We start from the raw sequence: 23,226 nt of genomic DNA on the forward strand, positions 1-23,226 counted from the left end.
TCGTCACGGAGATTACAGCAGTCCCGCGGGCTCCGGCCCATTGCGGCGGCGTCGCGAGGGTGTGAACATCTCATGACGCACCGAAATGCGATAATCGCGCCATGGCGGAAACCTCCCCCCGGCGAGCGCACGGCCCTTCCCTCGAGCAGGCTCCGCTCGGCTCGCGCCCGACCGCGCTGATCCTCTCGGGAGGGGCGGCGCTGGGGAGCTGGCAGGGCGGCGTGCTCCACGAGCTCTGCGCGCGGCGCGGCTGGTCGCTCCACTCCGTCCTCGGCACCAGCGCGGGAAGCGTCAACGCCGCCGCCTACTATCAGGACGGGCTGGAGGCTCTGCGGGAGGCCTGGCGCGATGTCCCGCGGCGCTCCTTCCTGCGCCCGCGTCCGCGCCTCTTCCCGCCCAGCCTCTTCGCGCAGGCCCCCGTGCGCGCGTTCCTCGCGCGGTTCATCGACGAGGAACGCGCTCGCGCCCGTGGCCGCTGCTGGCTCTATGTCGTGAGCGCGGACATCCGCGACGGCGGGCTCTTCCAGGCCTCGTTCTCCCCGGCCGCGGGAGGAGGCCGCTGGGACGGGCCGCTCGTCGACTGCGTGCTCGGCTCGGTCGCCGTCCCCTACCTGTTCCCGCCGGTCGAGCTCGCCGCAGGGGCGGCCGGCCCGCGGGCGCGGCTGCTCGTCGACGGGCATCTGCTCTCGTTCGCGGACCTGCGGCCGCTGGCGTCGCGCGGCGCTCGCGACTTCGTGTTCGTCACCGTCGTCGGCCGCCATGCGCCCCGCGTCCCGCGGCTCTCGCCGCGCGGCTTCACCTCCGCGCTCGTCGGAGAGCTCCTGCGCGCGCAGGTGCACAACGCGCTCGCGGCGCTCGACGGACCGGGAGAGGAGCACGGCCTGCGCTTCTTCGAGCTCGATCCCCTCGAGCCGCTGAAGATGGGGGTGTTCGCGTTCGACCGCGAGGAGTGCCGCCGCTCCTTCGACCAGGGGACGCGCGACGCGCAGGAGTTCCTCTCGCGGCCCGCGGATTTCCGGATCGAGTGAGCGGGGGGCTTCAGGCTGCCGGCAGGACGGCGTGGAAGGACGAGCCCGAGCCTTCGACGCTCTCGGCCCGGACGCGGCCGCCGTGCGCTTCGGCGAGGTGCTTGACGATGGCGAGACCGAGCCCGGTGCCGCCGAGCTCGCGCGAGCGCGCCTTGTCGACGCGGTAGAAGCGCTCGAAGACGCGCGGAAGGTCCGCGGCGGGGATGCCGAGGCCCGTATCGCTCACGCAGAGGTCGACGCTCGCGCCCTCCCGCGAGGCGCTCACGCGGACCTCTCCCCCCTCGCGGTTGTACTTGATGGCGTTGTCGAGCAGGTTCTGCAGGAGCAGGCGCAGCGCGGAGGGGTCGGCCTTGACCGCGAGGCCGGCGTCGGCGGCGACTTCGACGCGGACGCGCCGCTTCTCCGCCAGGGGCGCGAGCGAGGCGGCGACGTCGCGGGCGAAGGTCCCGAGCTCGACGCGCTCCAGACGCAGAGGGCGGCGGCCGGACTCCACGGAGGCCAGCTCGAGGAGGTCGTCGACGAGCCGGGTCAGTCGGTCGGCCTGCGTCTCGATGGTCCCGACGAACTCCAGGCGGTGCTCCGCGTCCTCGAGCGCGCCGCGGCGCAGGGTCTCCGCGAAGCCCTTGATCGAGGCCAGCGGAGTGCGCAGCTCGTGCGAGACGTTGGCGACGAAGTCCCGACGCATCTCCTCGAGGCGGCGCAGACGCGTGATGTCGTGGAGCACGAGCACCGTCCCGTGCGGGCGGCCGTTCTCCAGGATCGGCGTCGCGTGCGCCTCGAAGACGCGCTCCTCGGGCGTGAAGACCGTGAGCTCGCCGGAGACGGGGGCCGTCCCTGCGGCGGCGCGGTCGAGCAGGGTCTTGAGCTCTCCATGGCGCAGGACCTCGATGAGCGGCACGCCGCGCGCGCGCGCCGCCTCGAGCCCGAAGAGGGCCTCCATCGCGGGGTTGACCTCGCGCAGGCGCCCTTCGGCGTCGACGACGGCCACGCCCTCGGCCATGTGGGCGAGCGTGGCCTGCAGGCGGGACTTCTCCTCGCCGAGCGCCTGAAGCGCGCCCGAAGACTTCAGGGCGAGCTCGTGGAGGACCTCCGCGAGGCGGTCGAGCTCGTCCTTCCCGCGCTGAGAGGGGAGGCCGATGCCCGCGGCCATGCGGTCCGCGGCCTCGGCGAGGAGCTCGACCGGGCGATGGAGCAGCGCCGCGGCGAAGGCGGCGAAGAAGAGCGCGAAGAGCAGGGCGATGAAGGCGTAGTAGACGACGGTGCGCCGCATGCGGGAGAGGGCCTCGTCCACTCGGCCGAGCGGCATGGCCAGGCGCAGGACCGGCGCGTCGGGCCGCTCCGAGACCGGCGCGGCGGCATAGAGGAAGTCCATGCCGGTCGAATGGCTGTGGCGCAGCGCCGTCCCCTTTCCCCCGCGGCGGGCCGCGACGAACTCCGGCCGGTCGGCGTGGTTCTCCGCGCGGGCGAGGCCGTCGGGCTTCAGGCTCGAGTCGGCGAGCAGTCGTCCGTCGGGGGCGATGAGGCTGATGCGGGCGTCCGCGATGGGAGCGGACCTGGAGACCCACGCGGCGAGGGCGGCCGTCCCTGAGCGCTCCGCGGGAAGTTCGCGGGCGAGGAGGCGGGTGCGCTCGAGGAGCCCTTCGGCGAGCTCCTCGACGAGATGGACGCGCGCCGAACGCCAGCCGGCGAAGCCGGTGAGAGCCGCCGAGAGGGCGGCCACGGCGAGGATGATGAGCCGGATGCGGGCGCGGGAACTCATGCGCGGAAGCGGTACCCGACGTTGGTGACCGTGAGGATGCGCTCCCCCTCGGCTCCGAGCTTCCGGCGCAGGCGGGCGATGTGCTGGTCGACGGTGCGCGTGTCGATGTCCATGGAGCGGTCGTAGCCCCAGATGCGTTCGAGGAGGTCGTCGCGGGTGAGCACCTTCCCGTCGGCCTCGACGAGGAGCTTGAGGAACTCGAACTCCTTCGGGGTCACGGAGACCGGCTCGCCGTCGACGCGGAGCTCGTGGCGCTCGAAGTCCATATCGAGCGCGCCCGCGCGGCGTCCGGCCGCGGGGGCGGGGGCGGCGCGGCGCAGCAGCGCCGAGACCCGCGCGACGAGCTCCCCGACCGAGAAGGGCTTCGTGACGTAGTCGTCGGCGCCGATCTTGAGGCCGACGATGCGGTCGGCTTCGCTCTTCTTGGCCGTGAGCATGAGGATGGGGACCCGGGAGCCCTGGCGCAGGCGCTTGCAGACCTCGATGCCGTCGAGCTTGGGGAGCATGAGGTCGAGGACGACGAGGTCCGGACGCTCCTTGCGGAAGGACTCGAGCGCGGACTCCCCATCGTGGCAGGCGACGACGCGGTAGCCTTCCTTCTCCAGGTTGTAGCGCAGGAGCCGGACGATGTCCTTCTCGTCCTCGACGACCAGGATCTTGGCGTTGGCCATGGGGCTATTCTAGCCCATCCGCCGTCCGCGCGCCATGACCGCCGCGTCTAGCGGATGTGACGATTTCTTGACGGCCGCGCCCCCCGCCCCCCGTCCAGGAGCGGATGGGAGCGCAGCAGCAGGTCCAGCCAGCGCAGCGCGCCCGCGACGGACTCCTCCCTCTCCCCATCCCGCAGGATCGTCCGGTTCATGCGGCGAGGGATGACGCGTCCTTGCGCGACTCCTTCGCGGGGACGATCAGTCCCGCCGGGAAGTTCGGCGTCCGGCCGATCCGATGAAGCGTGGTGAGCACGCGCTCGGGGCGGCCCCAGTCGTCCCAGACGACGCCGTCCATCGGCAGGACGGCGCAGGCCTCCGGAGCGGCCTGGAGCACGCTTCGGGAGAAGTCGGCCTCCGGCATGTCCCGGTAGACCGCCTGGAGCGTACGCGCCTCCTCGGTGGTCCCGAAGGCCGAGCGCAGGCGTTCGAAGCGCTCGTGGATGCGGGGGAGCATGCGTTCGGCGAGGTCCCAGAGCGTCCTCGCCTTGGCCGCCATGATGAAGGTGTTCCACAGACACCCCTGCCGGTAGAACCGGTGGGCGGCGGCGGCGTCGGGCTTCTCATGGAACCCGGCGACGGAGCGGACGCCGGGGGCCAGACGCTCCCCGGGGCGGATCCACCCGTACTCGGGCTCCGGCCGGCTGGCCGGCATCCCCAGCAGGACGACCCGGTCCTCGAGCTTCTCGGCGGCCTCGAGCCCCCGCGTCATGCGATCGATGAAGGCGTCGTCGGTGAGGATGAAGTGGTCGGAGGGCATGACGGCGACCGTCGCCCGGGGGTCGCATGCCAGCACGTAGGCCAGAGGGAGCAGGATCCCCGGGGCCGTCCTGCGGTTCGCGGGCTGCTCGAGCACGCGGCCGGGGAGGTCCACGCGCAGGGGCTCGTCGAGGAAGCGCCAGTGCCCCTGACCGATGACGGTCACGACCTCGCTCGGGGAGGCGACCCTCGCGGCGCGCGCGAGGGTATGCTCCAGCATGGTCCTCTTCCCCAGGAAGGAGCAGTACTGCTTCGGCCGCGCTTCACCGAGCCAGGCGGCGGTGAAGGGCAGCATCCTCTGGCCGTCTCCTCCCGAGAGGACGACGGACCAGCGATGTCCGATCCGGATCGGACTCACGGCGTTCGCGTGCATGTTCGTTTTCATGAGGGAGAGGATACTCGGGCTCGCATCGCGGGACCATGGCGGCGGGGTAAAATCGGCATGACCGCCGTTTGACTCCGCGCGGCGAGCGGAAGCGGGCTTCCTCGCGTCGGCGCGGGTATGGTATGCTCTCACAGGGTCGCGCTCCGCGCGCGCGTCCCGGAAAAATGCCGAGGATCCTCGACCTTTTGACGGGCTTCGGACTCGCCGACGCGCTCGACATCGCGATCGTCTCCCTCCTCCTATATCTCGCCTGGACCTGGTTCCGCCGCACGAAGGCCGCGTTCGTGGCCATCGGGATGTTCATCCTCACCGGCATCTACATCGTCGCCCGCATCCTCAACCTCGTGCTCACGGCCTACCTCTTCCAGGGCTTCTTCGCGGTCTCGCTCTTCGCCCTCATCGTCATCTTCCAGGAGGAGATCCGTCACTTCTTCGAGCGCCTCGCGGTCTGGAGCCTGGGCAAGCGCCGTCTCTCCCCCCATCCGGACGCCGAGATCGAGGAGCTCGTCCAGGCGCTCGGCGAACTCGCGCGCGAGCGCTACGGCGCCCTCATCGTCCTGCGCGGACGCGACCCCATCGAGCGGCACATCACCGAGGGGCACGAGCTCGACGGGAAGATCTCGCGGGCGCTGCTGCTGAGCATCTTCGACCCGCATTCCGAGGGGCACGACGGCGCGATGGTCATCGGCAACGAGCGCGTCGAGCGCTTCAGCGTCTACCTCCCGCTGGGCCGCGACCTCGCGCAGAACGCGCGGCTCGGCACGCGCCACGCGGCCGCGGTCGGACTCTCCGAGCTCACCGACGCCCTCTGCCTCGTCGTCAGCGAGGAGCGCGGGATGATCTCCATCGCCGAGGACGGCCAGCTCGGCGAGGTGCGCGACCTCGGACAGCTGCGCGCGCGCATCGACGCCTTCCGAAAGGACACGGTGCCCGGCGCCCCTCCCGGCCTGCCGGTCTGGAAGCGCAACCTGAAGGCCAAGGCCGCGGCGGTCCTCCTGGGCTTCGGGCTCTGGTTCCACTTCGTGCACGGCGAGAAGCCGATGCTGCGCGAGTACGTCGTGCCGGTCGTCTTCCACAACCTCCCCCCCTCCCTGGCCGTCGACGCCGCGCAGCCGTCTTCGGTGCGCGCCACCGTCGCCGGCGCGCAGCGCAGTCTCTACCTGCTCGACGCCGAGCGCCTGCGGGCCCACCTCGACCTTTCCCGCGCCGACGCGGGAGAGAGCGAGGTCCTGCTCGGGCGCGACTGCATCGCGCTCCCGGAAGGGATCGTCCTCGTGCGCCTCGACCCGCCCGCGGTGCGCGTGCACCTCAAGGCCCGATGAGCGAGAAGCCGACGCCGCAGGAGTTCCTCGACTTCCTCGCCGGGCACGGCAAGGAGATCTCGCCGCTGCTCTTCCTCACCCACAACCACCCGGACCCGGACTGCATGGCCACCTCGCTGGCCCTGGCCTACGCCGCGGAGAAGCTCCACGGCATCCGCTCCCGCATCGCCTACGGCGGCATCATCGGCCGCATCGAGAACCAGATGATGGCCAAGACGCTGCGCATCCCCATCCGCCCGCTGCGCGCCGACGACCTCAAGCGCTACGAGCACGTCGTCCTCATCGATACGCAGCCGCCCTTCCAGAACAACCCCTTCAAGCGCCGGCGAAAAGCGACGGTCGTCATCGACCACCACGCGCTGCACCCGGCGACCGAGGCCGACTTCCTGTGGGTGGACCCGAGCGCGGGGGCGACCTCGACGATCGCCGCCGAGGTCCTCTTCGCCAGCGGGCTCGAGATCCCCGCGCGCATCGCCACGGCGCTCGTCTACGGCATCACCTCGGAGACCGAGAACCTCGGGCGCGACACGGGGCCGCGCGACATCCAGGCCTATCTGGCGCTCATCCAGCGCAGCAACACCAAGACCCTCGCCCGCATCCAGAACCCCCTGCACCCGCGCGCCTTCTTCGGACTGCTCGGGCGGGCGATCCGCGACGCCTTCGTGCTGCGCGACATCATCGGCGTTCACCTCGGGGAGGTCCCCACCCCGGACCGGGTCGCGCAGATGGCCGATTTCCTGCTCACGCACGAGCGCATGCGCTGGTCGTTCTGCACCGGCCGCTTCGCCGGCCGGCTCTACGTGTCCCTGCGCTCGCGCAGGGAGGACGCCCACGCGGGGCGCGTGCTCACGCGGCTGCTCGGCGTCGGCTCGGCGGGCGGGCACGGCATGATCGCCGGCGGCTCGGTCACGATGCCGGCGGAGGCGACGGATTCGGATTGGCGCGACAAGGAGGTCGAGGTGAGGAACGGATTCCTGAAGGCCGTAGGCGTGAAAGACCCGGCGGAGCTGGCGTACCCCTTCACGTCATGACCTCCGCCCATCGGACGCGCAAGGACCTGCTGCCGCACGGGCCGACGCTGCTCTCGGACGACGACGCGTACCTCTTCAACGAGGGCTCGCACTTCCGGCTCTACGACAAGCTCGGCGCCCACCTGGCCCAGCGCGACGGCGTCGACGGCGTGTATTTCGCCGTCTGGGCCCCGAACGCGCGCTTCGTCTCCGTCATCGGCGACTTCAACGACTGGGACCGCAACAAGGACCGGCTCCACCCCCACGGCTCCTCGGGCATCTGGGAGGGCTTCGTCCCCGGGCTCGGGCAGGGCACCGTCTACAAGTACCACATCCGCTCGCACGAGCACGGCTACAAGGTCGACAAGGCGGACCCGATGGCCTTCTACGCGGAGGTCCCGCCGAAGACGGCCTCCGTCGTCTGGGACCTCGCCTACGAGTGGAACGACTCCGAGTGGATGTCCAAGCGCGCCGAGCGCGGAGGCCTCCACGCGCCCGTCTCCATCTACGAGATGCACGTCGGCTCGTGGATGCGCGTCCCCGAGGACGGCGGCCGCTCCATGACCTACCGGGAGCTCGCCCCGAAGCTCGTCGAGTACCTGACGCGCATGGGATTCACGCACGTCGAGTTCATGCCGGTCATGGAGCATCCCTTCGGCGGCTCCTGGGGCTACCAGAGCACCGGCTACTTCTCCCCGACGAGCCGCTACGGGACGCCGCAGGACTTCATGTACCTCGTCGACCAGCTCCACCAGGCGGGGATCGGCGTCCTCCTGGACTGGGTGCCCTCCCACTTCCCCACCGACCAGCACGGGCTGGGCTACTTCGACGGCACGCACCTCTACGAACACGCGGACCCGCGCGAGGGCTTCCACCCCGACTGGGGCAGCTACATCTTCAACTACGGCCGTCACGAGGTGCGGAGCTTCCTCATCTCGAGCGCGCTGTTCTGGATGGAGAAGTTCCACGCCGACGGCCTGCGCGTGGACGCGGTCGCCTCGATGCTCTATCGCGACTACTCGCGCAAGGAAGGCGAGTGGATCCCCAACATCTACGGGGGCCGCGAGAACCTGGAGGCCATCGGCCTCATCCGCCGCCTCAACGAAGAGGTCTACAAGAGCCATCCCGGCGCGCAGATGTACGCCGAGGAATCCACGGCCTGGGGCGCGGTCTCGCGTCCGACCTACCTGGGCGGGCTCGGCTTCGGCTTCAAGTGGGACATGGGCTGGATGCACGACACGCTGGTGTACATGCGCAAGGACGGCATCCACCGCAAGTACCATCACAACCAGCTGACCTTCCGCATGATCTACGCCTGGCACGAGAACTTCGTGCTGCCGCTCTCGCACGACGAGGTCGTCCACGGCAAATGCGCGCTCCTGACGCAGATGGCGGGCTCCGACGACTGGCAGAAGTTCGCCAACCTCCGGCTCCTCTTCGCCCACATGTGGACGCAGCCGGGGAAGAAGCTCCTGTTCATGGGCGGCGAGTTCGGCCAGCGCGACGAGTGGTGGAACGAGAAGAGCCTCGACTGGCACCTCCTGCAGTGGGAGCCGCATCAGGGCGTCCAGCGCTGGGTCGCGGACCTCAACCGCGCCTACCGCGAGAACCCCCAGCTCCACGAGCTCGACAACGAGTCTCCCGGCTTCGAATGGGTGGACTGCTCCGACTGCGACGCGAGCGTGCTGAGCTTCCTGCGCTTCGGGCGCGACCGCTCCAAGCCGGTGCTCGTCCTCCTGAACTTCACCTCGGTGCCGCGCATCGGCTACCACGTCGGGGTGCCCGCCGCCGGCTACTGGCGGGAGATCCTCAACAGCGACGCCCGCGACTACTGGGGCGGCGGGATCGGCAACGAGGGCGGCCTGCACGCCTCCCCGGAGCCGCGCCACGGCCGGCCCTTCTCGCTGCGGGCGACGGTCCCCCCGCTGGGCTGCGTCATCCTGAGGGCCGAGGGCTGATTGGGCACCGTCGAGGTCCCGAAGTCGAAGGAACGCTTCGTCTGCGTCCACGGACACTTCTATCAGCCGCCGCGCGAGAACCCCTGGATCGACGAGATCGAGGTCCAGGACTCGGCCAAGCCGTTCCATGACTGGAACGAGCGCATCGCCTACGAGTGCTACCGGGCCAACGCGGCGGCCCACGTGCTCGACGCGGACGGGCGCATCTCCGAGCTCGTCGACAACTACGCCCGCATCAGCTTCAACTTCGGCCCCACCCTGCTGAGCTGGCTCGAGCGCCGGGAGCCCGAGACCTATCGGGCCATCCTGGAGGCCGACCGCGAGAGCCGCCGCCGCTTCGGCGGACACGGGTCCGCGCTGGCCCAGCCCTACAACCACATGATCATGCCGCTGGCGGTCCGCCGCGACAAGGTCACGCAGACGCTCTGGGGCCTCAAGGACTTCGAGCGCCGCTTCGGGCGGCGCGCCGAAGGGATGTGGCTGCCCGAGACCGCGGTCGACCTCGCGACCCTCGAGGTCCTGGCCGAGGCGGGCGTGCGCTACACGATCCTCGCCCCCCGGCAGGCCCGGCGCCTGCGCCGCTTCGGCGCGAAGGAGTGGACGGACGCGGGCAAGGGCATCGACCCCACCCGCGCCTACCGGGTCTGGCTCCCCTCGGGGAAGACCCTCTCCGTCTTCTTCTACGACGGCCCCATCTCGCTGGGCATCGCCTTCGAGAAGCTCCTCGCCGACGGAGCGAACTTCGCGCGCCGTCTCGTCTCCGCCTTCTCGGAGGAGCGCGAGGACGCCCAGCTCGTCAGCATCGCCACCGACGGGGAGTCCTACGGGCACCACCACCGCTTCGGCGAGATGGCGCTCGCCTACGCGCTCAAGACCATCGAGGAGAAGGGCCTGGCGAAGCTCACGAACTTCTCGCAGTTCCTCGCGCTGCATCCGCCGACCTGGGAGGTCGAGCTCCACGAGAACAGCTCCTGGAGCTGCGTCCACGGCGTCGAGCGCTGGCGCTCCGACTGCGGCTGCAACTGCGGCGCCGGGCCGGGCTGGCGGCAGGCCTGGCGCGGCCCCCTGCGCGCCGCCTTCGACGCCCTGCGCGACGAGGCCGGCGCGCGCTACGAGGAGCGGGCCGCGGCGCTTCTGCGAGACCCCTGGGCCGCGCGCGACGCGTACGTCGAGATCGTCCTCGATCCCTCCCCGCGGAGCATCGACTCCTTCCTCCTGCGCCACGCGCTCAAGCCGCTCTCGGGCGACGAGCGCGTCGAGGTCCTCAAGCTCCTCGAGCTCCAGCTCCACCTCCTGCTCATGTACACGAGCTGCGGCTGGTTCTTCGACGACCTCTCCGGTCTGGAGACCGTCCAGGTCCTGCAGTACGCGGCGCGCGCCGCCGACCTCGCCGGGGAGCTCTTCGGCGGGGACTGGCACGAGAAGCTCGCCTCCCGCCTCGAGAAGGCCGAGAGCAACCTCGCCGAGCACGGCAGCGGGCGCCGCGTCTACGAGCGTCTGGCGCGCTCGGCCGCCGTCGGCTTCGAGGGCCTCTGCGCCCAGTACGCGCTCGACGCCCTCTTCGCGGAGCCGCCCAAGCACGCGCAGGTCTACAGCGCGGACGTCGAGCGCGACGCCTTCCGACGCGCGCAGGCCGGCCGGGCGCGGCTCGCCCTCGGCCGCGTGCGCCTCGTCTCGCGCTTCACCCTCGAGGAGAAGCGCTACCTCTTCGCGGCGATGCACCTGGGCGACCACGCCTTCCACGGCGGCGTCCAGGAGGACCGCGGCGACGAGGACTACAAGGCGCTCGAGAAGGACCTCGTCGAGCGCTTCGACCGCGCCGACATGACCGGCTGCATGATGGTCCTGGGCCGCCGCTTCGGGGACTCCGGCTACGACCTCTCCCGGCTCTTCGCCGACGAGCAGCGGCGCATGGTGGGCCGGGTGCTCGAGAACGCCCTGCTCGAGGCCGTGGTCTCCCACCGCCAGGTCTACGAGCATCACGCCCCCCTCCTGCGCTTCCTGAGGGCCCGGGGCATGCCGCCGCCGAAGGCGATCCAGACCGCGGCCGAGGTCGCCCTGCACCACAACCTGCGCCGCGCGCTCGAGCGCACCGAACCCGACCTGCCGCGCGCCGCCGCCCTCCTCGAAGAGTGCGAGCGCGCCGGCGTGCGCGTGGAGCCCGGGCCGCTGCCCGCGCTGCTCCGCACGCTCATCGAGCGCCGGGTCCGCGCCGTCGTCGAGCGCAGCGAGGACGACGAGGCGCTCGCGCGCCTCCTCGAGTCCCTGCGGCTCCTCAAGCGCCTTCCGTTCTCCGTCGACCTCTGGAAGGCGCAGAACCTCCTCTTCTCCCTCCTGCACGGCACGGCGGCCGCCGCCCGCGCGCGCGCCGCCGAGGCGTTCCGCGGCCTGCGCGACGCGGGCCGGACGCCGGCCGACCCCTGGCGGGCGCGCTTCGTCGAGGCGGCCGAACTCCTCGGCGTGCGCCTCGAGCCGCTCCCGCTGCCGGCGGCCGCGAAGGCCGGGGAGTCGGTGTCCGCGTGAAGCTCGAGCGCGACCTCGTCTTCTACGACCTCGAGGCCACGGGGACCGACCCCCTGCGCGACCGCATCGTGCAGATCGCCCTCGTGCGCCTGAAGGTCGACGGCGCGCGCGAGCGCTTCGACTCGCTCGTGAACCCCGAGCGCCCCATCCCCCCCGCGGCGATCGCCATCCACCACATCACCGACGAGATGGCGGCGCAGGCGCCCACGCTGCGCGTCCTGGCCCCGAAGATCCGCGAGCTCTTCGACGGCGCCGACCTCGGCGGCTTCAACATCCGCGGCTACGACCTTCCGATGCTGCAGGCGGAGCTCGCGCGGGTCGCGAAGCCGCTCGACATGGAAGGCCGGCGCGTCGTCGACGCCATGACCATCTTCCACAAGCTCGAGCCGCGCACGCTCGGGCGGGCCTATGAGTTCTACTGCGGGAAGCTCCTGGAGAAGGCGCACGACGCGACGGCCGACGCCGAGGCCTCGCTCGACGTCTTCCTCGCGCAGGTCGAGCGCTATCACGGCCGCCCCGGGCGCCCCGACCTCGCGCAGGACATCGCCGGCCTGCACGACTTCTGCGACCTGAACGTGGACGCGCTCGGGAAGCTCAACTGGCGCGAGGGCGAGGCCGCCTTCAGCTTCGGCAAGTACCGCGGCAAGACCCTGCGCGAGGTGCTCGAGCTCGAGCCCGGCTACATCCAGTGGCTCAGCCGCAACCGCGACTTCTCCGCCGAGGTCGCCGACATCTGCGCGAAAGCGCTCAACGGCGTGTTTCCCAAGAGGAAGTGAGCCTCGATCCCCTCGCGACGCTCCGCGCCCGCGGCCTCCCGGAGGAGCGCTTGGCCCTGCTCGGCCGCCTGCGCTCGGGCGAGCTCGTCGGCGTGCACGCCGAACTGCGCGCGCTGCTCTACCTGGGAGCCCTCCTCGTGGTCTTCGGCGTCGGCGGGACGGTCAAGGACCATCTGCGCGACCTCGGGCCGCTGACGATCGCGGGCCTCCTCGCCGCGGCGAGCGCGGGCTGCCTGCTCTGGTGCGCCCGCCGCGCCGAACCCTTCGTCCCGGAGCGCTGGAACTCCCCCCACGCCGCCTTCGACTACGTGCTCTACCTCGGCTGCGCCTTCCTCGGGATCCTCTTCGGCTACCTCGAGGGCCGCTTCGGGCTCCTCAAGGACCTCTGGGACCTCTATCTGCTGGGCTCGGCCGCCCTCTTCTTCCTCCTCGCCTACCGCTTCGACAACCGTTTCGTGCTCACGATGGCGGTCTTCAACCTCGCCGGCTTCCTCGGCGTGCGTCTCGGACGCTTCATCCACGACTTCGAGCTCCTCAAGTGGAGCGCCCTCGGACTCTGCGCGGCGCTCGCCGGGACGGGCGTGCAGACCGCGCGCTCCGGGCTCAAGCCCCATTTTCGGGACACCTACCTCACGATCGCGATCCAGGGCGCCGCCGTGCTGCTGCTGCCCGGAGTCTTCAAGGACGGCTTCGCGGGCGTCGATTTCGTCTTCCTCGCGGCCCTCTGCGCGGCGAGCATCGTCTTCGGCCTGAGCGAGCGCCGCTTCGCCTACCTGCTCTACGGCGTCGGCTTCGGCTACCTGGGATTCTCCGCCTGCTTCCTGAAGTCCCTCGAGAGCCCCGGCGTCGGCTTCGTCGCGCTCTATCTCCTCGGTTCGGCCGCCGCGCTCGTCGTCCTCCTCTTCTCCCTGCGCCGCCGGATGGAGGACGCGTGAGGCTGCGCGTCTTCCCCCTCGAGGAGGAGGGCCGGCTCCATCTGCTCACGCTCGCGCGCGCCTGGCGGCGCTCGCGCCTCGTCGGCGAGGAGGACCTGCGCGCCTTCGAGGCGGAGGCCGGCGAGCCGCTGCGCTGCGCGGGCCTCGCGGTCCGCATCCTCTTCTTCGCGCTCGCCCTCGTCGCCGTCGCCGCGGTGAACGTGCTCATCGCCGAGTTCGTCGAGGGTCAGCCGCTGCAGGGCGCGTGGATCGCGCTGACCGGCGTCGTCTGCTGGGTTCTCGGAGAGCTCCTCCTCGCACGCTACCGGCTCTACCGCTTCGGCGTGGAGGAGGGCCTGCTCTCCTCCGGAGCATCGCAGATCGCTTTCGGACTCGTCCTCGCGCTCGGGCCGGCCATCCCGCATACGCCGCGCGCCGTGACCCTGTCCTTCTCTCTGCCCGTGTGCGCGGCCTTCCTGCTCCTGTACCTGCGGGTCGGCTACGTCTACGCGGCTTTCGTCTCCATCGGTGCGGCCGCCTTCGCCCTCTTCACCGCCGGCCCCGGAGAGCACGCCGCGCGGCTCATCTGGGCGGGCGGGAGTCTCGCCGTCGTCGCGCTCATGCGCGCGCGCCGCGAGATCCCCGAGCACGAGCGCGAGGCCTGGGACATGCTCCAGGGCGCGCTCGCGCTCTCCGCGTACCTCGTGCTCAACCTCCGGCTCGCGCACATCCTCTCCTTCGGCCGCCCCGCCCCCCGCGCCGGGAGCCTCTATGAGTGGGCGACGCTCGCCGCGGTCGGACTCCTCCCGCCGCTTCTGCTCGCCTCGGCGCTGTCCCGGCGCAGCCGCGCCTTCCTCGCGGCGGGGAGCATCGCCGCGCTGCTCTCGCTGGTGACGCTGAAGCCGTACCTGGGCCTGCAGCGCCATGTCTGGGACGCGGCGCTCCTCGGCGCCTTCCTGATGGCCCTCTCCGTCTTCCTCCGCCGCCGGCTCGACGCCGGCCCGGCGGGCGAGCGCGGCGGCTGGACCGCCCGAGAGCTCGTCGTCCCGAAGGACGAGGGCCTCGCCCCGGGGCAGTTCCTCGCCGCGGCCGTCGGCGTCGCGGCCGCCCAGCCCGGGCCCGCCCCCGCCGAGCGGCCGGGCTTCGGCGGCGGCTCCTCCGGCGGCGGCGGGGCGAGCGCGGGGTTCTGACATGAGGAGAAGGGCCCTCCTGGCCGCCGCCTTCGCCGCCCTCCTGTCCGCCGGCTGCTCGGAGGCCCAGCGCCTCGGACGCAAGGCGATCGCGCTGACGCCCGAGGGGCGCCGCGCGCTTTCCGAGTTCGACCGCTACAAGAAGATCGCCAGGATCCTGAAGAAGTATCACGATTCGAAGAACCTCGACGAAGGGGAGGTCCTCGACGTGCTCGTCTCCGCGGGCGTCATCCCCGGCGCGCCGGGCGCGGCCCGCCCGCCGCGCCCCGGGGCCCCGGCCGTCCCGAAGACCTTCCCCGTCCCGCAGTACACGGGCGCCTGGCGCTGGCCGATGGAGGCCGGCGTCGTGAGCTCCGAGTACGGTCCGCGCTGGGGGAAGTTCCATCACGGCCTCGATCTCGCGGCCGACCGCGGCAGCCCCATCTACGCCGCCGCCCCGGGCGAGGTGGCCTACGCCGGCGACAAGCTCACCGGGTACGGGAACGTCGTCTTCCTGCGCCACGACAAGGAGCACGTGACGATCTACGCGCACAACGACGCGCTCCTCGTCGGCGTCGGCGACAAGGTGGCGCAGGGACAGCGCATCGCGAAGCTCGGCTCCACCGGGCACTCGACCGGCCCGCACCTGCACTTCGAGATGCGCGTGAAGGACCGGTCCGTTCCCCCCCGCGGGGAGCTGCCGAAGAGCCGGTTCTGATGGCCGCCCCGGACTGGGTGCGGCGCGCGGTCTTCTACCAGGTCTTCCCCGACCGCTTCGCGCGGGGAGAGCGCTTCAAGCCCGACGGCGTCTTCGAGAGCTGGGACTCCCCCCCGACCGAGCTCGGCTTCAAGGGCGGGGACCTCTACGGGGTCTCCGAGCGTCTCGACCACCTCGGCGACCTCGGCGTCAACGCGCTCTACCTCAACCCGATCTTCCAGTCGCCGGCCAACCACCGCTACCACGCGAGCGACTACCTGCAGGTGGACCCCGTGCTCGGCGGGGACGAGGCCCTGCGCGCCCTGCTCGACGCCGCGCACGCGCGCGGCATGCGCGTGGTCCTCGACGGCGTCTTCAACCACTGCGGGCGCGGCTTCTTCCCGTTCGTCCATCTCCTCGAGAACGGGGACGCCTCCCCCTATCGCGACTGGTTCCACGTGCGCGGCTGGCCGCTGAAGGCCTACGAGGGGACGCCGAACTACGCCTGCTGGTACAACCTCGGGGCGCTGCCCAAGTTCAACACCGCGAACCCGGAGGTCCGGCGCTACCTCCTGCGCGTGGCCCGCCACTGGCTCGCGTTCGGCGTCGACGGCTGGCGCCTGGACGTGCCCAACGAGATCGACGACGACGCCTTCTGGCGCGAGTTCCGCACCGTCTGCAAGGGCGTCAACCCGGAGGCCTACCTCGTCGGCGAGATCTGGGGCGAGGCGAAGCGCTGGCTCCAGGGCGACATGTTCGACGCCGTCATGAACTACCTCCTTCCCGCCGCCTGCCTGCGCTACTTCGCCGGCGAGAAGCTGCGCGTCACCCACGAGTACGGCGGCCGCCCGATGGCGCCCATCGACGCGGCGGCCTTCCGCTCGGAGGTCCGCGCGATGCTCGGCCACTACCCGGCCGCCGTGAACCTCGCCCAGATGAACATCCTGACGACCCACGACACCGACCGCATGCGCACCGCCTACGGGGGCGACGAGCGCCGCATGCGCCTGGCCCTGGTCTTCTCGTTCTTCGTCCCCGGCGCGCCGAGCGTCTACTACGGGGAGGAGGTCGGCCTCGACGGGACGCTCGCGCACGGCGCGCGGGCGGCGATGCCCTGGGACGACTCCCGCTGGGACCGCGAGCTCCTCGGCCTCTATCGCCGTCTCATCCGGCTGCGGCGCACCCGGCCCGTCTTCGCCTCCGGGGACTTCGAGCTGCTGGAGACCTTCGGGGACCTCCTCGCTTACGAGCGCCGCCTGCCGGGAGAACGCTTCGCCGTGCTCGTCAACCGCTCGGACGCGCCGGTCCGCGCTCCGTACTCCGCCGAGGACCTGCGCGGCGCCGCGGAGACGGTGTCTTCGAAGTCCCACCCGCTCGGTTCCGGGCTGGAGCTCGAGCCCTGGGGCTACTCGGTGCTCGAACTCCGTCCGTGACGGACCCCTTGCCTTCCCATCGGCTTTAAGCGCTATAATCGAGGAAGGATGATTCTCCAACCGGAAGGAGGAAAAGGCTCATGAAGGGATTCCTCGTCGCCATCGTCCTCTCCGTCTTCGCGGGCGTCTGCTCGGCGCAGAGCACCCCCGAGAACCCCGCGTCCTCCGTCCCGTCCGCGCAGAGCGCGGCGGCCCCTGCGACGGACCTCCGCGCCGCCCAAGGCGGCGCGAACGCCGCAGGGACGGCGCGAGCGGAGAACGACCAGCGCGCCGCCCCGGCTCCCGTCGTCGTCGCGCGCAGCGCCGTCTGCACGGCCATCCAGGACCGCGAGCCCGTCGGAGCCGCGGCGGCCGGGGTGCCCATCCAGGCCGGGATGATCTATTTCTGGAACGAGCTGAAGGCCTCCTCCGTACCGACCACGGTGAAGCACCGCTGGTCGCGCGACGGGCGGCCCGCCGGGGAGAGCACGCTCTCCTTGAAGCACCGCAAGACCCGGACCTGGAGCACGCGGCAGGCCGGTCCGGGCGACTGGAAGGTCGAAGTCCTCTCCTCCTCCGGGGAAGTCCTCCGGACGGCGGGATTCAAGGTGGTCAAATGAAGATCGAAGTCATCAAGCAGTACAGCGTCTTCCTCCCCAACAAGCCCGGCGCGCTGGCCGACCTCGCCAAGCGTTTCGGCGACCAGGGCATCGACATCGTCGGCATCTCCTCGGAGGTGCGCGACGACTCCGCGCTCGTGCGCATCGCGCTCAGCGGCGAGGGCGACCATTCGGCCGTCATCTCGAAGGCGGGCTACGCCAGCGTCGAGAGCCAGATGCTCTCCGTCGAGGTCGAGGACAAGCCGGGGCAGCTGCACAAGGTCACCAAGGCCCTCGGCGAAGGGGCGGTCAACATCACGAACATCTACGGCACGGCGATCGGCGGGAGCGTCTCGCGGCTCCTGCTCGCCGTCGAGAACACCCAGAAGGCGCTCAAGGTGCTAGAGCGTCTGCAGCAGACGCTCTAGCACCCCTCACCCTGCGCGCGGAGCGCGCTTGCCCCTCTCCCGCTTGGCGGGAGAGGGGCGTTCTTATGAAGAGCCGATGGGGGACGGTTACTTCTTGTCCGGGAAGAGGACGCCGCCCGCGTAGAGGCCGGCGGCCAGGCCGATCGCTGCGCCCGCGCCGAGGCCCAGAACGGCCGAGCCGGCGAGGGTCCAGACCAGGTTCCCGAGGATGACGCCGGCGATGGTCCCCATGAGCGAGGGCATCAGCGGTCCGCGTCCGCTGGAGGCGCGGGTGCGGCGCAGCCACAGGACGCCGGCCGCGATCCCCGCCGTCGCGAGCAGGCCGCCGGCGAGCGGCATCCGGTGCACGAGCAGCGAGTAGGCGATGTCGCCGAGCTTCATCCCGCCGTAGAGGCCGAGAAGGACGGCGCCGGCCTTCTTCCCCGCCGCGAGGAGCTTTCGCCAGCCCGAGGGACCCGCGGGCGGAGCGGGTTCTTCGACCGACCTTCGCGCGAGGGAGAGCGAGCGCAGCGCGGGAAGGAGGCCCGAGGGAACGGGCGCGGGGGCGGCGGCCTCGACGAGCGGGGAGGCGGATTTCTGCGCGGAGCCCTCGTACGCCGCCGACAGGCCCTTCTCGAGAGCGACGGGTTCGGAGCGGCCCGCCTCCAGCGCGGCGCCGAAGGCCTTCATCTCCACGACGGTCTTGGCCGGCAGCGCTTGAGCCGCCGCGGGAGACTTCACGGATGAGGGAAGGAGCGCGGGCGACGCGGCGGCGCGCACGAGCGCGGGCTGGAGGTTCAGGCCGGGAAGGGGCGCGAGCATCCCCGGGAAAGCGAGAGAGGGCGTCGGGGCCAGCACCGGGATGGAGACCACGGGAAGGGCCGTCGTCACGATGGGGACGGCGCGGGTCTGGGCGCAGAGCGGGTTCGGGGCCAGCACGAGAAGGGCGAGGGTTCTGAGCATGGCTCGATTCTACCGCGGAACGCTCGGAGCGTCTTAGGACCCGCGATGCCCCATGTCCCGGCATTGGGCCCATGCTCCTCTGGGCCTTTCGTTGTGGCCGTCGGGACCGGAAGTCCGTCGCAGGGAGGTCCGCCGGCGGCTATCCTATCCCCATGAAGCTCGTGCGCTCCATCACCTGCCTCGTCCTGGCGCTGCTGACCGGCCTCTGGCTCCCGCCGCAGGCCTGGGCGCAGGTCGCCTCGCTCGGGACCCGCGCGAACGCTTCCGCCGTCCCGACGCTCCAAGTCGTACAGACGCATTCCCCGACCGGCGCCATCCTGCTGGCGGGCTCTTCCGGACTGGTCCTCGGACAAGCGCTCCCGTACCTCGGCCCCTCGGCGAAGGTCGCCGCGGTCGTCCATGCCGCCGCCCCCTCCGCGGTCGTTTCGGGAGCGTCCCTCCAGGCCGTCCTCGTCCATTCCGCCCCGTCCGCGGCCTCCTCGCGCGTCGCCGCCCCCGTCCAGCCGGCCGCGACGGTCCCGGCCCGCCGGGCGCTGAGCGAGAAGGCCTCCGAGCTCTCCTCCTCCTCCGCGCCTCTGCTGAAGATCGCGTCGGCCGACGGTTCCTCTCCGGCGGCTCTGCACGGGACCGGCGCGGCGCTCCAGGACCTGCTCCAGGGTTCCGGCGCGCGCCGCTACGCTTCGGACCAAGAGCTTCCCGCCGCCTCCGGCCGCTCGAAGGCCGCGGGGCTCCTCGCGGTCGAGCCCGCGCATGTCGACGCCGACTCCGCGCCGCAGGCCCCGGAGCTCTCCCCGCAGACCCCGGCCGCTAAAGCCACCTTCAGGATCTACGCGGCGGGCGTCGCGGCGGTCAAAGTCGGCATCGAGACCCTCAATCTCGCCGTCCCCCTCCTCCTGCTCCAGACGATGAACGCCGCCGTGGCCGTCAGCGCGCTCTATCTCGCCGCCGAGTGCGCGAGCCTCTTCGCGGGCTTCCTGGGCGGAGCGCTCGTGGACCGCGTCGGCGCCGGACGCGCGATGGCGCTGACGGGGCTCGTCCAGGGCGCGGCGATCGTGACGCTTCCGTTCGTCCTGGCCGCCGGCGGCGCCTCCGCGATGCCGATCGTCTACGGCCTCTTCATGCTCAACGGAGTCGCCGGAGAGCTCTTCGACGTCGCGCGCCGCGCCGCGCTCCCGCAGATCGTCGGCAAGGACGAGGGCGGCCTGCGCGTACACAACGGGCGGCTCTACGTCTGGCGGGAGATCGCGGCGATGTCCGGCGTCTTCGGCGCGGGGATGCTCATCAAGGGGATGGGCGCGATGAGCGCGGTCTGGGTGCACCCGGTCTTCTGCCTTGCCGCCGGCCTGGCCCTGCTCAAGCTCTGGCGACTGCGCCCGGCGGACGGCTCCACCGACGCGCCGATCGTCTCGAGCGGCCGCCGCGGGCTCGACGCTCTCCGGGTCTGGTGGGCGGACCTGCTCCGGGGGATGCGCGCCGTCAGGGCGGACGGGCACCTGCGCACGCTGGTGCTCGTCAACATCCCCCTGAACTCGGTGCACAAGATCTTCCACACGCTCATCGCCGTGGTCTACGCGACCAAGATCCTCGGCGATCCCGCGATGGCCGCCGTGCTGCTCTTCGCCTGGAACATGGGAGAGTTCGTCGGCGCCTTCTACCTGGAGCGCCGCGGGGAGAAGAGCCGCTTCTCGACCTGGCTGCGCCTGGCCGCGCTGGCCTCGCTCTCGATCTGGGCCTACCCGTTCCTCCCGACCGCCTGGGTCGCCGTCCCGGTCTCCTTCCTCATCGCCGCCGCCATGATCGGCAACGAGCTCGGCACCGCCTCCTACATGCAGTCGCACGTCCCGGAGAGCGAGCTCGGCGCCGTCACCGGCTTCGTCTACGGCCTCGCCCGCGCCGTCGGCATGCTGGCGCTGCTCGCCGCCGGCTGGGCCTTCGACTCCTTCGGGGCCGCCGGGGGCTTCTACTCGCTGGCCGCCATCTTCACCGTCCTCGCCCCCATCTACCTCCTCGCCGCGAAGCGCTTCAAAGGCGAGGGCGTCCCGGGCGGAGCGGTCCCGCAGGACGATTGACCCGGCCTCTGCGGGTCTGAAGACGGTCTTCCCTCCGCCCCCGATGGCGTTCGGTCCGTGCGCCGGGCCGTGGGCCCAATCTTTTCTGGGCACTTCGACGCGGCGCGCGCGGCCCGAAGGGCTGTAGTCCCCTCTCCCCTCCGCGGCTATCCTGTGGTCATGAAGACCGCGCGATCCGCCGCCTGCCTGCTGCTGGCACTCCTGACCTCCTTGTGCCTGCCCGCGCCGGGCTGGGCGCAGGTCGCCGCGTTCGGCACCCGCGCGGCCGGGGTCTCCGTCCCGACGCTCCAGGTCCTCGTGACGCTTCCGAAGGTCGGCGCGGCGCTGCCCTCGAGCCCCGCGGGCCTGGCCCTCGGCCAGGGACTTCCCGTCCTCGGTTCCGCTCCGCAGGTCCTCCCCGGCGCACCGGCCGCCGCCTCCGTCTTCCCTTCCGGCGTCGTTCCCGCGCCCGTCGTCCGGACGCCCCCTGCGGCCGCTGCTTCCTCCCCGCGCGCCGTCTCCTCCGCGGTCCTTCCCTTCCTCGGGAAGGACGCCCGTCATGCGCTCAGCGAGAAGGCTTCCGGGCTCTCCGCTTCCGCCGAGCCGCTGCTCGAGTCCGCCGCGGCCGACGGCACCTCCGCCTCCTCCCTGTACGGGACCGGCGCCGCCCTCCTGGACCTGCTCCAGGGGGCCGGGACGCGCCGCTATGCTTCCGATGACGCGGCTTCGGCCGGCGAGCTCGCGGGCCCGGCGGCGTCCGGGCTTCAGGCCGGCGCGGGCGTCCGGCCGGCCGCGACTTCTCCGGCCGTAGAGCGGCTCGCGTCCGATGAGGAGGCGCCGGACTCCGGGGCGGAGCACGAGTCCTGGACGACCATGGCCGCCCTGGCGAGCCTGTGCGCGGCCTTCGGGCTCGCCGCCCTCGGTCTCTCCGCCGCGGCCGTCGGACCGGCCTGGCTGCCCACGGCCCTCTATCTCGCCTCCATGGCCGCGGGCGGCTACGACGCGGCCGTCGACGCCCTGCACGACCTTCCGGAAGGCAAGTTCGACATCCACTTCCTGATGCTGGTCGTCTCCGCCGGAGCGGCGTTCATCGGAGAGATCCCGGAAGGCGCTCTGCTCCTGTTCCTGTTCTCGGCTTCCCACGCCATCGAGCTCTTCGCCGAGCACCGCACGCAGAAGGGCATCGACTCGCTCCTCCAGTCGGCGCCGAAGACCGCGCGCGTCATGAAGGACGGAGGCGTCAAGGAGCTCCCGGTCGAAGAGGTCCGCCGGGACGACGTCCTCCAGCTGCTGCCGGGCGACCAGATCCCGGTGGACGCCGAGCTGATCTCGGGCCGCACCTCGGTCGACGAGTCCCACCTGACCGGCGAGTCGCTCCCCGTCTCCAAGGAGCCGGGCGACATCCTGCGCAGCGGCTCCTTCAACCGGTCCGGGGTCGTGAGCGCCCGCGCGCTGAACCCCGCCTCCGAGAGCACGCTCCAGAAGCTGACCCGCCTCATCCGCGAAGCCCAGCAGCTGAGGGCCCCGAGCCAGCGCTTCACGGACCGGTTCGGGACGGCCTACACCCTCCTCATCCTGGGAGCCAGCGTCGCGATGTTCGCGGTGCTCGTCTCGATGGGCGTGCCGCCCTTTTCCATGGTGCACGGCGCGACGTCCGCCTTCCATCGCGCCGTGACCCTGCTGGTCGTCGCCAGTCCCTGCGCCCTGGTCCTCTCCATCCCCTCCGCCGTCCTCGCGGCCATCGGGCGCGGAGCCATGGAGAAGATCCTCTTCCGGGGAGGCGCGGCCGTGGAACGGCTGTACTCCGCGGACGTGGTGGCCATGGACAAGACCGGGACCTTGACGACCGGCGAACTGCACGTCGAGCGCATCGAGGTCCTCGAGGGACAAGGTTCCGAGCCCTTCGAGGCGGAGAGCCGGCTCCTGCGCGCCGCCGCGTCCCTGGAGCGGCATTCGACCCATCCGGTCGCCGACGCCGTCATGCGCTATGTCCGCAAGCTCGGCTTCGTCGACGAGGAGGCCTCCGGGGCCGAGGAGGTCGCGGGCTTCGGCGTCAAAGGCTTCTTCGAGGGACAGCCGACCCTGGTCGGACGCCTCTCCTTCCTCGAGGCGAACGGCCTCGCGAAGCCGACGACGACGCCCGAGGATCCGGGTTCGGGCACCATGGCCCTGTGGGTCCTGCACGGCCCCCTGATGGGCCGCATCCTCCTGCGCGACCAGATCCGTCCCGAGTCCCGCGCGGTCGTGGCCCGGCTCCGCGCGATGGGCAAGCGCGTGGTCATGCTCACCGGAGACCGCCGGGACGTGGCGGCCCGCGTCGCCGAGCAGGTCGGCGTCGAGGAGTACCGCGCGGAGCTCACTCCGGACCAGAAGTTCAAGGCCGTCGAGGACTTCAAGGCCTCGGGGCTCAAGGTCGTGATGGTGGGCGACGGTCTCAACGACGCGGCGGCCCTCGCGGCCGCCGACGTCTCCGTGGCCATGGGCGGCGCGCGCCGCACCGACGCCGCTCTGGAGAACGGCGACGTCGTCCTCATGCGGGATTCTCTCACGGGCCTGGTGTCGGCTTTCGAGCTCAGCGCCTACGCCAAGCGCATCATGGCGGCGAACCTCGCCATCTCTCTGGGGGTCATCGTCGCCATGGTCGCCTCGGCGATCCTGGGGGTCATCCCCCTGTCCCTCGGGATGATCCTGCACGAGGGCAGCACCATCCTGGTCTGCCTGCTGAGCATGCTCCTCTTGACGCTCCCTCTGAGCAGGGAGAAGCCCGCCGCCGGGGCCCCTCGGAAATAG

General features: G+C 71.6%; 19 protein-coding genes. 14 read left to right on the plus strand and 5 right to left on the minus strand.

All coding sequences use genetic code 11. The features are described 5' to 3' along the window. The first annotated feature begins 101 nt into the window (after positions 1-101). Positions 102-1,028, plus strand: a complete 927-nt coding sequence (locus tag WC969_03590; GenBank protein ID MFA6028919.1) for a patatin-like phospholipase family protein — start codon at positions 102-104, stop codon at positions 1,026-1,028. Positions 1,029-1,038: 10 nt separating this feature from the next. On the opposite strand, the gene WC969_03595 is transcribed toward WC969_03590, so the two are convergent. The 4 genes from WC969_03595 to WC969_03610 are packed head-to-tail and all read right to left on the minus strand — an operon-like array spanning position 1,039 to position 4,638. Further along, positions 1,039-2,787 carry an ATP-binding protein gene (locus tag WC969_03595; protein MFA6028920.1) on the minus strand — a complete coding sequence of 583 codons (1,749 nt, stop codon included), beginning with the start codon at positions 2,785-2,787 and terminating at the stop codon, positions 1,039-1,041. After that, positions 2,784-3,458 (minus strand): response regulator transcription factor, encoded by a 675-nt coding sequence (locus WC969_03600; GenBank protein MFA6028921.1) that lies wholly within the window; start codon positions 3,456-3,458, stop codon positions 2,784-2,786. The genes WC969_03595 and WC969_03600 overlap by 4 nt, the downstream gene beginning before the upstream one ends. A 47-nt stretch (positions 3,459-3,505) precedes the next feature. Continuing rightward, positions 3,506-3,649, minus strand: a complete 144-nt coding sequence (locus tag WC969_03605) for a hypothetical protein (GenBank protein MFA6028922.1) — start codon at positions 3,647-3,649, stop codon at positions 3,506-3,508. Beyond that, on the minus strand, positions 3,646-4,638 hold the full coding sequence (locus WC969_03610; protein ID MFA6028923.1) for a sugar phosphate nucleotidyltransferase: 993 nt from the start codon (positions 4,636-4,638) through the stop codon (positions 3,646-3,648). Before WC969_03610 ends, WC969_03605 begins: the two co-directional genes overlap by 4 nt. Positions 4,639-4,802: 164 nt before the next feature. Between WC969_03610 and WC969_03615 the strand changes: the two genes are divergently transcribed. The 11 genes from WC969_03615 to WC969_03665 all read left to right on the plus strand — a co-directional run bounded on the left by WC969_03615 (position 4,803) and on the right by WC969_03665 (position 17,446). Further along, on the plus strand, positions 4,803-5,960 hold the full coding sequence (locus tag WC969_03615) for a diadenylate cyclase (protein ID MFA6028924.1): 1,158 nt from the start codon (positions 4,803-4,805) through the stop codon (positions 5,958-5,960). Further along, positions 5,957-6,991: a DHH family phosphoesterase gene (locus tag WC969_03620; protein ID MFA6028925.1), complete on the plus strand. Its 1,035-nt coding sequence runs from the start codon at positions 5,957-5,959 to the stop codon at positions 6,989-6,991. Before WC969_03615 ends, WC969_03620 begins: the two co-directional genes overlap by 4 nt. Beyond that, a complete protein-coding gene (glgB, locus tag WC969_03625; protein MFA6028926.1) occupies positions 6,988-8,928 on the plus strand; it encodes a 1,4-alpha-glucan branching protein GlgB in 1,941 nt (646 codons plus the stop codon). The genes WC969_03620 and glgB overlap by 4 nt, the downstream gene beginning before the upstream one ends. Next, a complete protein-coding gene (locus WC969_03630; GenBank protein MFA6028927.1) occupies positions 8,929-11,451 on the plus strand; it encodes a DUF3536 domain-containing protein in 2,523 nt (840 codons plus the stop codon). Continuing rightward, a complete protein-coding gene (locus tag WC969_03635; GenBank protein MFA6028928.1) occupies positions 11,448-12,227 on the plus strand; it encodes a 3'-5' exonuclease in 780 nt (259 codons plus the stop codon). Before WC969_03630 ends, WC969_03635 begins: the two co-directional genes overlap by 4 nt. Beyond that, on the plus strand, positions 12,224-13,162 hold the full coding sequence (locus WC969_03640) for a DUF2157 domain-containing protein (protein ID MFA6028929.1): 939 nt from the start codon (positions 12,224-12,226) through the stop codon (positions 13,160-13,162). Before WC969_03635 ends, WC969_03640 begins: the two co-directional genes overlap by 4 nt. Further along, entirely contained in the window at positions 13,159-14,331 is a 1,173-nt protein-coding gene (locus tag WC969_03645) for a hypothetical protein (GenBank protein ID MFA6028930.1), read from the plus strand. Before WC969_03640 ends, WC969_03645 begins: the two co-directional genes overlap by 4 nt. Position 14,332: 1 nt before the next feature. Then, the gene (locus tag WC969_03650) at positions 14,333-15,028 is read left to right on the plus strand and encodes a M23 family metallopeptidase (protein ID MFA6028931.1); all 696 of its coding nucleotides are present in this window, start codon (positions 14,333-14,335) and stop codon (positions 15,026-15,028) included. Then, entirely contained in the window at positions 15,028-16,440 is a 1,413-nt protein-coding gene (locus WC969_03655; GenBank protein MFA6028932.1) for a glycoside hydrolase family 13 protein, read from the plus strand. The genes WC969_03650 and WC969_03655 overlap by 1 nt, the downstream gene beginning before the upstream one ends. Before the next feature lie 80 nt (positions 16,441-16,520). Further along, a complete protein-coding gene (locus WC969_03660) occupies positions 16,521-17,039 on the plus strand; it encodes a DUF2914 domain-containing protein (GenBank protein MFA6028933.1) in 519 nt (172 codons plus the stop codon). Then, a complete protein-coding gene (locus WC969_03665) occupies positions 17,036-17,446 on the plus strand; it encodes an ACT domain-containing protein (protein ID MFA6028934.1) in 411 nt (136 codons plus the stop codon). Before WC969_03660 ends, WC969_03665 begins: the two co-directional genes overlap by 4 nt. A gap of 87 nt (positions 17,447-17,533) precedes the next feature. Here the strand turns inward: WC969_03665 and WC969_03670 are convergent, their stop codons facing one another. Then, on the minus strand, positions 17,534-18,388 hold the full coding sequence (locus WC969_03670; GenBank protein ID MFA6028935.1) for a hypothetical protein: 855 nt from the start codon (positions 18,386-18,388) through the stop codon (positions 17,534-17,536). A 152-nt stretch (positions 18,389-18,540) separates the two neighbouring features. Here WC969_03670 and WC969_03675 point away from each other — a divergent pair, with 152 nt between their 5' ends. Beyond that, positions 18,541-20,457: an MFS transporter gene (locus WC969_03675; protein ID MFA6028936.1), complete on the plus strand. Its 1,917-nt coding sequence runs from the start codon at positions 18,541-18,543 to the stop codon at positions 20,455-20,457. A gap of 159 nt (positions 20,458-20,616) precedes the next feature. Further along, a complete protein-coding gene (locus tag WC969_03680; GenBank protein ID MFA6028937.1) occupies positions 20,617-23,226 on the plus strand; it encodes a cation-translocating P-type ATPase in 2,610 nt (869 codons plus the stop codon).

This window comes from Elusimicrobiota bacterium (assembly GCA_041660925.1).
Taxonomy (GTDB): Bacteria; Elusimicrobiota; Elusimicrobia; order UBA1565; family UBA1565; genus JBAZUV01.